This is a genomic window from Lentzea nigeriaca (genome assembly GCF_016907955.1).
In the GTDB taxonomy this organism is placed as follows: domain Bacteria; phylum Actinomycetota; class Actinomycetes; order Mycobacteriales; family Pseudonocardiaceae; genus Lentzea; species Lentzea nigeriaca.
Map to the genome: position 1 here is coordinate 57,559 of NZ_JAFBCX010000029.1, position 12,083 is coordinate 69,641.

Consider the following 12,083-nt stretch of genomic DNA (forward strand, 5'->3'; position numbering starts at 1 on the left):
GCTGGGCGGAAGAGTTGCGATCACTGCGTACCCGTGGTCTGACCAGGGGTAAACCTTCTACAAGCGTTCGGGTGCGCCGATGCCCAGCAGCGACAGACCCAGCGTGAGCACTCGCGACGTGAGCGTGAGCAGGTGCAGGCGCGAGTCCTGCAGCTCCCGCGTCTCCGCCGTCGCCACCGGGCAGCTGTTGTAGAACGTGGAGAACGCCGTTGCCGTCTCGAACAGGTAGGTCGTGAGCTTGTGCGGCGCGAGCTCGTCGATGGCGGCCTGGATCGCCGTGGGCAGCTGCAGCAGCTTCAGGGCCAGGTCGCGCTCGGCCTGCTCCCGCAGCACCAGTGGGGCGTCCGCAGGGGCCTCGCGGCCGACCTTGCGTCCGATGGAGAGGATGCGGGCGTTCGCGTACTGGATGTACACGGACGTGTCGCCGGTGGTGGCGAGCATCTTCTCCCACGTGAAGACGTAGTCCTTCTCGCGGTCGTTGGAGAGGTCCGCGTACTTCACCGCGCCGAGGCCGATGGTGCGGGCGAGCGCGTCCTTCTCCGCACCCTCCACTTCGGACGTCTCCGGCATGACCTTGTAGGAGTTCTCGATCGCCTCGGTGAGCAGCTCGATCAGCTTGATCGTGCCGCCCGCGCGGGTGCGGATGGTCTTGCCGTCCGAGCCGAGGATCGTGCCGAAGCCCGTGTGCACGGCGGTGTGGGCGTCGTCGAGCCAGCCCGCCTGCTTCGAGGTGGCGAAGATCATCTGGAAGTGCTGGGCCTGCGGGGTGCCGACGACGTAGATCAGGTCGTCGACCTTGCGCTCGCGCACCCAGTAGCGGACGGTCGCGAAGTCCGTCGTGGCGTAGCCGTAGCCACCGTCGCTCTTGCGGACGATCAGCGGCAGCCGGTCGCCGTCGCGGTTGGTGAAGCCGGGCGGGAACACGCACAGGGCGCCGTCGCTGGTCTCGACGAGGCCCTTCTGCTGCAGTTCGGTGATCGTGTCGGCGAGATAGGGGTTGTAGAAGCTCTCGCCGTAGTTGTCGCCGGCGGACAGGCCGATGCCGAGCAGTTCGTAGATCTGGTTGAAGTGCCGCTGCGACTCCGCGACCAGCTCGTTCCACAGCGCGAGCGTCTGCTCGTCGCCGCCCTGCAGCAGCACGACCCGGCGGCGCGCGCGGTCGGCGAAGGACGGGTCGTTGTCGAACTTCTGCCGCGCCTGCTGGTAGAACGCGTTGAGGTCGCTGATCTCGTGGTCGGCGCCGTGGCCCTCGTCGGTGAGGTGCTCGATGAGCATGCCGAACGGCGTGCCCCAGTCACCGAGGTGGTTGTGCGGGATGACCTCGTGGCCCGCGAACGACAGCAGCCGGCAGAACGCGTCACCGATGATCGTCGAGCGCAGGTGCCCGACGTGCATCTCCTTGGCGACGTTCGGGCTGCTGTAGTCGATCGCGATGCGCCGCGGCTCGGCCACCGTGGGCACGCCCAGCCGTTCGTCGCCCAGCAGGCGCGCGGTCTGCGTCTCCAGCCACTCGCGGCGCAGCTTCAGGTTGATGAAGCCGGGACCCGCGATCTCCGGGGTCTCGATCGCGTCGGCCGCGTCGAGGTGCTCGACGATCAGCTGCGCGACCTCGCGCGGGTTGCGGCCGACCTTCTTGGCGAGGCTCATCGCCACGTTGCACTGGTAGTCGGCACCGTCTCGGTTGGACGGTCGGATCAGCGCTTCCTCGGCGGTGATGTCCACGTCCAGAGCGGTGCGCAACGCCCGCGCGACCCGCTGGCCCAGCTCGAGCCCGACATCCCCACGCAGCACTGAACCCACCTTCCTGAAAAGCAGCTGAAGAGTTCCAGTATTTCACCACCTGCCAAGCAGTAATGCACCGCCGCCCACGAGCGCCGCGAGGCTGACCAAGCCGAAGAGCGTCACCCAGCCGAGCGCGGGCACGCCGGTGAGCCACGCCAGCTGGTCCGCGTCGGACTTCGGGGCCTGCCGCCGCCACCGCTTGACCTGCAGCTCCCACACCGGCCGCACGCCGCCGAGCAGCAGGAACCAGGCGAAGACGTACGCGGCGGTGTCCCTGACCTCGGGCGTCGCGTAGAAGGAGACGAAGAAGAACACGCCGCCGGTGATGATGATGGACAGCACGCCGAAGACGTTGCGGATCATGACGAGCATGGCGGCGAGGAAGCCGATGCTGATCCACAGCATGAGCTTGATCTGCTCGTTGGTGATGAGCACGGCCGCGCCGAAGCCGAGCAGCGACGGGGCGATGTAGCCGGCCAGGGCGGTGAACACCATGCCGGGGCCGCGGGGCTTGCCGCGCGAGACCGTGAGGCCGCTGGTGTCGGAGTGCAGCTTGATGCCGCTGAGGCGGCGGCCGGTGAGAACCGCGACCAGAGCGTGGCCGCCCTCGTGGGCGATGGTGATGACGTTGCGGGTGACCCGCCAGATCCCGTGCAGCGCTACGGCCAGGAACGCGGCGAGCGCGGTGCCCCAGGTGATGAGGACCTCGTGAGTCAGCTCCGGCATCGGGACATCGAAACAGACGCGCCGTGAGAGCCGCATGTGGGCTCTCACGGCGCGTCTGTTCCGGACAGGGTCAGTGCTTGATCTTGTCCTTGCTCACGCGGTCGGTCTTGGGGTCGACCACGGCCTGCTCCTTGGTGACGGGTTCCCGTTCCCTCGGGCTGACGGTCGGGTCCATCTCCTCGATGCGGGGTTCGCGGGCCGGTTCGTCGCGAACGCCCCGGAACGCTGCCGAGCGCTGCTGGGGCAGCTCCGGCTCCTCTTCCTCCTCGATCACCTTGCGGCGCGCGGGCAGCACCGCGAGCAGCAGGCCGAAGAGAGCGAGGCCGAGGTACAGCCAGTTGTCGTTCGTGTTGAGCGCCAACGGGTTGCCGAACTGCGACGCCGGGTTCCGCGCCAGGATGCCGGTGATCATCAGGCCCCACACGAAGATCGCGGCGCAACCGATGAACAGCAACCACCCGTACAGCCGGGCGAGGCCCGAACCGAGAGCCATGAGCAGACCGAGCACGCCGGCGGCCACGAGCACCAGGTTGTGCAGCGGGTTCACCGAGAACCCGAGCACGAACGAGTGGGTGGCCCAGTCGCCCACCCCGGTGCGGGAAAAGCCCACGACGCCGAACACGATGAACGCGATGCCGGCCAGTGCGGCCAGCACCTGCACCGGTTGCAGACCGGCGACCTTGACAGTGACGCGGTGGGTCATGACGCCCTCCAGGCTCTGTACTTGTCGCTGGACGGTTACCCAGCGTTGATGTCCGTCAAACCGCTACACGTCCGGCATGCCGTTGCGGACCACGACGACGTTGCGCTTGCCGATGTGCACCACACGGGCCCTGGACGGGTTCACGAGCACGGTCATCTCGGCGTTCTGCTCGTTGTACGCGCGGACCTCGACCTGCGTGCCGCGTGCGGTGGCCGTGCGCAGGGCGGCCTCCAGCGCGTCCAGGTTCCACGGCTTGACGAGCCGGAACTGGAACTCGTCGACGTGCAGCAGGGCCCACAGCTCGATGTCGGTGGCTGGATCGGTCGGATTCATGGGCAAGTCGGTCTCCTCGAAGGTGGGCTCCGGGCGCCGCGCCCACCGCTCGGCGCCCGGAATTCTCGTTGCGGATTCTCGTTACGGCAGTTGGGTCACGACGTACGAGACCCGGTAGAACGCACCGGCTCCGGACACGTCACGCTGCACCGAGGCGGTGCGGCACGGCACGCGGAACGAGCCGATGACGGTGTCCACCGTCGGGTCGTGCTCGACGACGGACACGACGGTGAAACCGCCCGGCGCGACGAACTCCGTGATCTGGTCGGCGTTCCCGAGCTCGGTGGCCTCTCTCGTCTGGCCTTCGGTGAAGGTGCGCGTGCCGGTTCTCTCGTCACCGACCCGCAGGAAGATCTCGTCCGTGGGCGTCTCCTGCAGGTCCAGTGCGCGCACCTCGGTGATGCGCAGCTCGCACCCACCGGCCATGGCGACCTGTGCGTGCGAGGTTCCCGCGAAACCGGCGGTGATTCCGCCGGCGAGGGACAACACGGCCGCGACGCGCCTGAGGTTCATCTCGTTCTCCTTCAGCAGGGTTTCTCTTGCCCTTCAAGGAGAACTCATGCACCACCACTCGCACATCCGTCGCATTACCTAGGTTTGGTCGCGGGCTATGCGCGCGGCCTCCGACCTGTTGCGCGCACCGAGCTTCGCGAGCACGTGCGACACGTGCAGGCCCACCGTGCGCACGCTCAGGACGAGCTCCTCGGCGATTTCCTTGTTGGTGCGGCCCCATCCCAGCAGTTCGAGCACGTCGCGTTCGCGCGGCGTCAACGTGCCGATCCGCGGCTTGTCCTCGTGCAGCAACGGAATGCGCTGTCTGCGCGCCTGCCGGTCGATCATCTTGACCAACGGCAGCGCCTCCAGCCGGCGTGCGACGCGGTCGGCGTGACGCAGCGCTTCCGGTGCACCGCAACGGGTTCGCGCGTAGGCGGCCTGGTAGGGCATCTTCAGCCGGTCCCACGCCACCGCGATCTCGGCCCACGAGTCCCGGCCCGCCTCCGCGAAGGCGAGCCGCCGCCACACCTCGTCCTCCGGCCCGTGCGGCACCGGAATCCTGGCCAGCAACTCCTCTTCCGTCGCTTCCGGATCATCGAGTCTGGTCACCCGGCCGCCCGCGGACTGGAGATCGCGCGCCGCGCCGAGACCCGCCGCGCAGAGCCGCAGAACCTCGCCGCCGGTCAACGCCTCCGGCAGGTCGGCCGCCGTCTCGCGGCACAGCTCGACAGCGGCCCGGAACTGGCCTTTCGCCCTGGCCACAACGGCTCTGGTGTAGGCGGCCTGAGCGCAGAACAACGCGTCGTGGCCGTCGATGACCTTCTCGGCCTGCTCGATCAGGTCGTCCGGGTCCTGCCCGCGCAACGCCACCGCCTCCGCCTTGCACAGCATGATCCGCGCGGCCTTGTTGCCGGGAATGCTGTCCGGGACCTCCAGCGCGTCCAGCTCCCGCCAGCGTCCGAGCGCGAGCAGGCTGGTCGCGAGGTTGTAGCGGATCACCGCGCTGAACGTCGGCGCGAGACCCTGAATCCTGAGGCGTGTCAACGCTTCCTCGCCGATGCGCACGCAGCGTTCGTGCTGTCCCGAACTGCCGAGCACGAAGGTCAGGTTGCCCACGGCCCTGGTGAGCTCACGGACGCAACCGCTGCGGTGCGCGGCGGTGCGCGCGTCTTCCAACGTGGCGGTGCCACGCGCGACATCACCGAGGAACGCCTCGCAGACTCCCTTGACGCTCAACGCGTACGCGCGAATTTCGTCGTTGCCGGTCTCAACGGCCTCGATCTTCTCGACGGCGCGGGAGTACTCGCCCTCCGACATCAGCCAGCTGGCCTCGGCGACGGCGACGCGCCCGGCCATCTCTCCCGAGGCCAAACCCTTGGCCTCCAGCAGGGTTTCGTGCGCCGCGGCCCGGTCGCCCAGCACGAACTGGCACTCCCACAACAGGTACAGCACCTCGCACCGGTCGCCGTCGCCCAGGAGTGCCTTGCGCAGCTCCAGAGCGGCGTCCTGCGGTCTTCCCGCCCACCGCAACGCCTTCGCCCGTTCAAGCGCATCCCGCACGTTCCCTTAGGAGGTGCGACGAGACGGCTGGATACGACCCGGCTTGCGTCCGATGCCCGCGTACGCGCCCGGAACGACGCACGGCGCTTCGATCGACAGCCCTTCCATGAGCTGCTCGACCGGGGCCGGATGCGACACCACCAGGAACCCTCCCGCCGGCAACGCGTGCCGATACCGGCGCACCACCCGCCCTGGCCCGGTGGCGTCGTCCACGTATCTCAGGACGTCGACCATCAACACGGCATAGGGCTCGCGCAGGTCGAGATGGGACACCACGCCCGGATGGCGCAGCACCTGCTCGGGGCGGCGGAGGTCGGCCTCGATCGCACACGTGCGCGGCTCGCCGCGCAGCAGCCCGCGCGCGAACGCGACGGTCACCGGGTCCGAGTCGACGTAGACGACACGGGCGTCCGGCAACGTCTGGTGCGTCGCACCGCACGTCGGGATGCCGGAGCCGAGATCGAGGAACTGCCGCACACCGGTCGCCCAGCAGTGGCGGACGGCGTGCCGGAGGAACACCCGGTGCGCTCGGGTCACGAGCGGCAGCCCTGGGTCGATCCGGACGGCCTGTTTGGCGAACGCCCGGTCGGCGGCGTAGTTGTGAGCGCCGCCCAGGTAGAAGTCATGGATCCGTGCGGCGTTCGGCCGACGTACGTCGACCTCGTAGCGTGCGAAGGCGGGGACCGCAGCCATTCGCAGAGCGTAACTGGCGCCTAGACCATTCGGGCGAAGTTTTGGAAGATTCTTTGGGCCCGTCTGAGGCGAGCGGGCCCGGTCCACCCCACAGAGACCGGGCCACGTAGCGCGTACGGGGATCGAACCCGTGTTTCCGGATTGAGAGTCCAGCGTCCTGACCACTAGACGAACACGCCAAGGACGAGCATTGATACACAAATGCTCGCGAGCAATTAGAAGAATGAGTACGAGCTGGTCACAGCTTCGAGGGCGCTCCGGCCCATTCATCTGCAGCAATCATGGAACAATGATGACCGAGGGGCCAGGCACGCCGCAAAGGAATTAATCGAGCCACGTCAGCGCGAGCCACAGCGAGGCCCGCGCGTCGGCCGTACCAAGATCACGACCGAGTAGGCGTTCGACGTGTGAAATTCGGTGCCGAACGCTGTTGCGGTGCACGTCGAGCACCGCCGCCGCCCGGTCCCAGCTGCCGTGCTGCCCCAGCCAGACCCTCAGCGTCTCGATCAGCTCGGGGCGGCCCAGGAGGGCGGCCAGCTCGCGGCGGGCGAAGGCGCGGGCCGCGACGGGATCGACGAGAGAGGAAAGGTCGGAGGCCGGGAAGGCGGGCTCGCCGGTGGCTTTGGCGCGGGCCAGCAAGGCCTCGGCCTCCGCGACGGCACCCTCCACGTCCTGTTCCGGCACCGGTGCCGACACCCCGACCGGCCCGGAGACCTCGAAGGCCGCAGGCACCAGCGCCAGAAACCCGTCCCCCTCCTTCGACACCAGCGGCCCGTACCGCTGCGCCAGCACGTCGTAGTCCGCCCGCGACTCCCCCGCGACCACGCGATACGGCCCAGGCCCCAGCACACCCTCCAGTCCGGACGCCTCCGAGCGCAGCACCGCCGACGCAGCGAGCCGCGCGATCTGACCGCGTTCGCTCTCCACGTCCCGGCGCAGCAACCCGAGCAACGCGAGCGCCACCGCGACGACGGCCCGTTCGGCGGGCGAGAGCGGGGCCGAGCGCCGGACCACGAGGACCGCGGACTCGACCGGATCGAGCGTCACGTGGTCATCACCCACCTGGGCCGAAGCCGAACGAGGCCCCGTGCCCGACGCAACGCGTGCCACGAGAGAAGCGAGCTCGCCCGGTGCGGACGAGGGGTCGACGAGGTCGGCACGGCAGTTCAACACAACGGCCAGAGTGGTCAGCACGGACTCCACGGGACGGACTCGGGTCGCCGCGCGGGTCAGGGCGCGCTGGCTGTCCGCGAGCATCCGCTGCTCCCGCACGGCGATCTCCGCGAGCAGCGCGCCGAGGGCCTGCGACACCGCGAGGAACGGGGTCGACGGCGGCACCTCCAGCAGCGGCATCCCCTGCGCCGCACAGGCTTCCACCAGCGACGACGGCACCGTCGGGAACTCCGGCTCGACGCCGAACCCGATCGCGGAGACGCCCGACGACACCAGTCCGGCGACGTAGGCGGGCACGTCGGACGGGAACCGCACGCCGGCTGTGAGCAGCAGCTCCTCGCCGACCAGGTACGGCGTCGGGTCCGCCAGTTCGGACACGTGCGCCCAGCGGATCGGCCGCTCCAGGGCGTCAGCTCCACACAGGACGGTGAGCCCGAGATCGACTCGCGCGACGAGATCGCGCAGTGGGACGGTTTGCACAACCATGGTCGGACGATTGTGCAGAACAACCACTTACCAGCGCCAGAGCGCGTTCCTACTGTGACCTGCAACCCAAGGAGGTCCAACAGTGGCTCTCGACTACGCGGTGATCGCCGCCTACGTGCTCGGCATGATCGGCATGGGCTGGTGGGGCATGCGCCGCGCCACCAGCAAGAGCGAGTACCTGGTCGCCGGTCGCAGGCTCGGTTTCGGCATGTACTCCGGCACCATGTCGGCCGTCGTGCTCGGCGGCGCGTCGACCATCGGCGGTGTCGGGCTCGGCTACAAGTTCGGCATCTCCGGCGCCTGGATGGTGTTCGCGATCGGCCTCGGCATCCTGCTGCTCTCCGCGTTGTTCGCGCGCCGGATCGTCAAGTTGAAGGTCTACACCGTCTCGCAGATGCTCGATCTCAGGTACGGCGGCAACTCCAGCATGATCTCCGGCCTGGTGATGGCCGCGTACACGCTGATGCTGACGGTCACGTCCACGATCGCCTACTCGACGATCTTCAACGTCCTCTTCGGACTGCCGAAGTCCGTCGGCGTGATCATCGGTGGCAGCATCGTGGTGCTGTACAGCGTGCTCGGTGGCATGTGGTCGATCACGCTCACGGACATCGTGCAGTTCGTCGTGAAGACCGTCGGCATCCTGTTCCTGCTGCTGCCGATCAGCCTGGCCACCGCGGGCGGGTTCGACGGCATCCAGCAGCGCCTGAACGACCCGGCGGTGTTCGACGTCGGCAACATCGGCGTGAGCACGATCATCACGTACCTGCTCATCTACGTCTTCGGCCTGCTGATCGGGCAGGACATCTGGCAGCGCGTGTTCACCGCCAAGTCGCCGGAGGTCGCGACGTGGGGTGGCATCACCTCCGGCCTCTACTGCCTGATCTACGCCGTCGCGGGCGCGGTCATCGGTCTCGCGGGCAAGGCGCTGTACCCGAACATCGCGAACAAGGACGAGGCGTTCGCGACGATCGTGGAGAACCTGCTGCCGACCGGTGTCCGCGGGCTCGTGCTGGCCGCCGCGCTGGCCGCGATGATGTCCACGTCGTCCGGCGCGCTCATCGCGTGCGCCACGGTCGCTTCCAACGACATCTGGCGCCGCAAGACCGACTCCGACGTCCACAACAACCGGATTTTCACGCTCGTCATCGGTGTCGTGGCGATCGGCATCGCAGTGGCGCTGAACGACGTCGTGGCCGCGTTGACCGTCGCCTACAACATCCTCGTCGGCGGCTTGCTGGTCGCGATCATCGGCGGCCTGGTGTGGAAGCGCGGGACGCGTGCGGGTGCCATGGTGTCGATGGCGGTCGGCTCGCTCACGGCGATCGGGTTCATGGTGTTCGTCGACGTCTACGCCAACGAAGCCATCTACTACAGCCTCGGCGCGTCGTTCGTGACGTACATCGTGGTCAGCCTGGCCACCCCGGCCACGGATCCCGCCGTGCTGGCGCAGTGGGACCGCCGGGTGGCGGGTGACGCAACCGAAGAGGAACTGGTGAACGCATGATCGGCCCCGTCGACTCCTCCCAGGTCCCGCGCTACGCGGGACCGGCGACCTTCGCCCGGCTGCCGCGCCTCGACCAGGTGGCGCACGCGGACGTCGCGGTGGTGGGAGTCCCGTTCGACACCGGTGTCTCCTACCGGCCGGGAGCGCGGTTCGCGCCCTCGGCCGTGCGGGAGGCGTCCCGGTTGCTGCGGCCCTACAACCCCGGTCTGGGCGTGTCGCCGTTCGAACGCGTCCAGGTCGCGGACGGCGGGGACATCGCGGTGAACCCGTTCCACATCGGTGAGGCCATCGAGACGATCGAGCAGGCTTCGTCCGACTTGCAGGCCGATGGGACGAAGCTGGTCACGATCGGCGGCGACCACACGATCGCGCTGCCGTTGCTGCGGGCCGTGTCGCGGATCCACGGGCCGGTGGCGCTGCTGCACTTCGACGCGCACCTGGACACGTGGGACACGTACTTCGGCGAGCCGTACACGCACGGGACGCCGTTCCGGCGTGCGGTCGAGGACGGGATCCTGGACACCGAGGCGATCTCGCACGTCGGCACGCGGGGGCCGTTGTACGGCAAGAAGGATCTCGAGGACGACCGGCGGCTCGGGTTCGGGATCGTGACGTCGTCGGACGTGATGCGGCGTGGGGTCGACGAGACCGTCGATGCTCTGCGGCAGCGGATCGGGTCGCGCCCGCTGTACGTGTCGATCGACATCGACGTGCTGGATCCGGCGCATGCTCCCGGAACCGGGACGCCGGAGGCCGGTGGGATGACGTCGCGGGAGCTGCTGGAGATCATTCGCGGGCTGCGGGGGCTGAACCTGGTGGGCGCGGACGTCGTCGAGGTGGCGCCTGCGTACGACCACGCGGACATCACGTCGGTCGCTGCTTCGCATGTGGCATATGACTTGGTGAGTTTGCTGGCGCTCAAGGAGGGACTGTGAGCGAGCGCAACGGCGGTGATGTCGTCGTCGAAACGCTGGAGGCGCTCGGCGCCCACACCGTGTTCGGCATCCCCGGCCAGCACGCCCTCGGTCTCTTCGACGCGCTGCGCCGCTCCGACCTGCGGTACGTCGGGTCGCGGACCGAGGTCAACGCCGCCTTCGCCGCCGACGGGCACGCGCGGATCACCGGGTCGGTGACGCCGTTGCTGGTGTCGACCGGGCCCGGCGCGCTGCAAACCCTGGCGGGACTGCAGGAATCCGCCGCTGCCTCGGCGCCGGTGCTGGGGATCTCGTCGCAGATCCCGTCCGCCGGGCTGGGCGGGGTGCGCGGCGGGTACCTGCACGAGCTGACCGACCAGCTGGCGTCGTTCCGGGACGTCGTGAAGCACGCTCGGGTCGTGCGGCACGCGTCGCAGATCCCGTCGGCGCTGACCGAGGCGTGGGAGATCGCGCTGACCGCGCCGTTCGGACCGGTGTGGGTGGAGATTCCGCAGGACGTGCTGCTCGGGCCCGCTTCCGTGCCGCCGGTGACGTCGGTGTCGTGGTCCGTGCGGGAACTTCACCCTCGGCCGGAGCTGGTCGCGGAGGCCGTTCGGTTGCTGGACGGCGCTTCGCGGCCGGTGATCCTCGCCGGTGGTGGTGCCCTGCGTGCCTCGGACGAGCTGCTGGAGCTGGCCGAGAAGCTGCGGGCGCCGGTCGTGACGACGTTCGGCGGCAAGGGCAACTTCCCCTGGGAGCACCCGCTTTCCGCGCAGTCGTGGCTGGAGGACTGGCACACCACCGAGTTCCTCGCCTGCGCCGACGTGCTGCTCGTCGTCGGTTCCGGACTGGGCGAGCTGTCCAGCAACTACCGGACGTTCCGCCCCACCGGCCAGGTCGTCCAGATCGAGGCGGATCTCGGCAAGCTGGAGGCCAACTACCCCGCTCTCGGCATCCACGCCGATGCCCGGCATGCATTGCGCGCCTTGACTTCCGGGGTGACGGCCAGGCCTGCGGACGGTGTCGCGGAAGCACGTGTCCGGGAACTGCTGGACCGGGTCCAGGCGCGGCTCGCCGACCAGGAGCTCGACCTCGAGTGGCAGGTGCTGAGCGCGCTGCGGTCGGCGGTTCCGGACGGCACGCCGACCTGCTGGGACATGACGATCCTCGGCTACTGGGCCTGGTCGGCGTGGGATCCGCGCGGTGGCGCGCAGTTCTCCGCCCAGGGTGCCGGTGGGCTGGGTTACGGCTTCCCGGCCGCGCTGGGAGTCGCGGCGGCCGTGGACGGTCCGGTGCTCGCGGTGTCCGGTGACGGCGGTGCCATGTACGGGATCTCGGAGCTGGCCGTGGCCGCGCAGCACGGTTCGCGGGTGGTGTGGCTGATCGTCGACGACGGCGGCTACGGCATCCTGCGCGAGTACATGACCGACGCGTTCGGCCAGGCTACCGCCACCGAGCTGGCCAGGCCCGACTTCGTGGCGCTCGCCGAGGCGTTCGGGGTGCCCGCCACGCGCAGCACGCCCGAGTCGCTGCGCGAGGACCTCGTCAAGGCGTTCGCCGGGGACGGCCCGCACGTGGTGGTGCTGCCCGCGGTCCTGCGCATGTTCGCCCCAACGCACCTGGAGTTTCAATGATCAGGTCAAGTGATCTGGGCTGTGAGTGGTGAGCGATGAAACTCCCGGCCGTCACGCAGCAGTGCCCAGATGACGTC

The 12,083-nt window shown here is 68.9% G+C and carries 11 protein-coding genes and 1 tRNA gene; 3 read left to right on the plus strand and 9 right to left on the minus strand.

Annotated elements, in window-relative coordinates:
* Positions 1-57: 57 nt before the first annotated feature.
* From argS to JOD27_RS43555, 9 genes are all read right to left on the minus strand, one after another.
* Complete coding sequence (gene argS, locus JOD27_RS43515) at positions 58-1,791, minus strand: arginine--tRNA ligase (protein ID WP_204768254.1); 1,734 nt, start codon at positions 1,789-1,791, stop codon at positions 58-60.
* Between the two features lie 42 nt (positions 1,792-1,833).
* A complete protein-coding gene (locus tag JOD27_RS43520) occupies positions 1,834-2,508 on the minus strand; it encodes a M50 family metallopeptidase (RefSeq protein ID WP_204768255.1) in 675 nt (224 codons plus the stop codon).
* Positions 2,509-2,578: 70 nt separating this feature from the next.
* Positions 2,579-3,211, minus strand: a complete 633-nt coding sequence (locus JOD27_RS43525; protein WP_204768256.1) for a DUF4383 domain-containing protein — start codon at positions 3,209-3,211, stop codon at positions 2,579-2,581.
* Positions 3,212-3,274: 63 nt separating this feature from the next.
* Complete coding sequence (locus JOD27_RS43530) at positions 3,275-3,550, minus strand: hypothetical protein (RefSeq protein WP_204768257.1); 276 nt, start codon at positions 3,548-3,550, stop codon at positions 3,275-3,277.
* A 75-nt stretch (positions 3,551-3,625) separates the two neighbouring features.
* Positions 3,626-4,057 (minus strand): hypothetical protein, encoded by a 432-nt coding sequence (locus tag JOD27_RS43535; RefSeq protein ID WP_204768258.1) that lies wholly within the window; start codon positions 4,055-4,057, stop codon positions 3,626-3,628.
* 78 nt (positions 4,058-4,135) lie between these two features.
* Positions 4,136-5,599 carry a LuxR C-terminal-related transcriptional regulator gene (locus tag JOD27_RS47070; RefSeq protein ID WP_204768259.1) on the minus strand — a complete coding sequence of 488 codons (1,464 nt, stop codon included), beginning with the start codon at positions 5,597-5,599 and terminating at the stop codon, positions 4,136-4,138.
* A 6-nt stretch (positions 5,600-5,605) separates the two neighbouring features.
* Positions 5,606-6,292: an SAM-dependent methyltransferase gene (locus JOD27_RS43545; RefSeq protein WP_204768260.1), complete on the minus strand. Its 687-nt coding sequence runs from the start codon at positions 6,290-6,292 to the stop codon at positions 5,606-5,608.
* A gap of 107 nt (positions 6,293-6,399) precedes the next feature.
* Positions 6,400-6,471: transfer RNA gene (locus JOD27_RS43550), tRNA-Glu, on the minus strand.
* A gap of 145 nt (positions 6,472-6,616) precedes the next feature.
* Positions 6,617-7,951: a PucR family transcriptional regulator gene (locus JOD27_RS43555; RefSeq protein WP_204768261.1), complete on the minus strand. Its 1,335-nt coding sequence runs from the start codon at positions 7,949-7,951 to the stop codon at positions 6,617-6,619.
* Positions 7,952-8,033: 82 nt separating this feature from the next.
* On the opposite strand from JOD27_RS43555, the gene JOD27_RS43560 reads away from it, so the two are divergent.
* The 3 genes from JOD27_RS43560 to JOD27_RS43570 are packed head-to-tail and all read left to right on the plus strand — an operon-like array spanning position 8,034 to position 12,006.
* Complete coding sequence (locus tag JOD27_RS43560; protein WP_204768262.1) at positions 8,034-9,458, plus strand: sodium:solute symporter family protein; 1,425 nt, start codon at positions 8,034-8,036, stop codon at positions 9,456-9,458.
* A complete protein-coding gene (gene speB, locus JOD27_RS43565; RefSeq protein WP_204768263.1) occupies positions 9,455-10,393 on the plus strand; it encodes an agmatinase in 939 nt (312 codons plus the stop codon). Before JOD27_RS43560 ends, speB begins: the two co-directional genes overlap by 4 nt.
* On the plus strand, positions 10,390-12,006 hold the full coding sequence (locus JOD27_RS43570) for a thiamine pyrophosphate-binding protein (RefSeq protein ID WP_204768264.1): 1,617 nt from the start codon (positions 10,390-10,392) through the stop codon (positions 12,004-12,006). Before speB ends, JOD27_RS43570 begins: the two co-directional genes overlap by 4 nt.
* The last annotated feature ends 77 nt before the right edge of the window (positions 12,007-12,083 follow it).

Bases quoted from the DNA above. Each gene is read 5' to 3' on its own strand.
- JOD27_RS43555 (WP_204768261.1), bottom strand. From the start codon at position 7,951: ATGGTTGTGCAAACCGTCCCACTGCGCGATCTCGTCGCGCGAGTCGAT.
- JOD27_RS43525 (WP_204768256.1), bottom strand. From the start codon at position 3,211: ATGACCCACCGCGTCACTGTCAAGGTCGCCGGTCTGCAACCGGTGCAG.
- JOD27_RS43545 (WP_204768260.1), bottom strand. From the start codon at position 6,292: ATGGCTGCGGTCCCCGCCTTCGCACGCTACGAGGTCGACGTACGTCGG.
- speB (WP_204768263.1), top strand. From the start codon at position 9,455: ATGATCGGCCCCGTCGACTCCTCCCAGGTCCCGCGCTACGCGGGACCG.
- JOD27_RS43535 (WP_204768258.1), bottom strand. From the start codon at position 4,057: ATGAACCTCAGGCGCGTCGCGGCCGTGTTGTCCCTCGCCGGCGGAATC.
- JOD27_RS43520 (WP_204768255.1), bottom strand. From the start codon at position 2,508: ATGCCGGAGCTGACTCACGAGGTCCTCATCACCTGGGGCACCGCGCTC.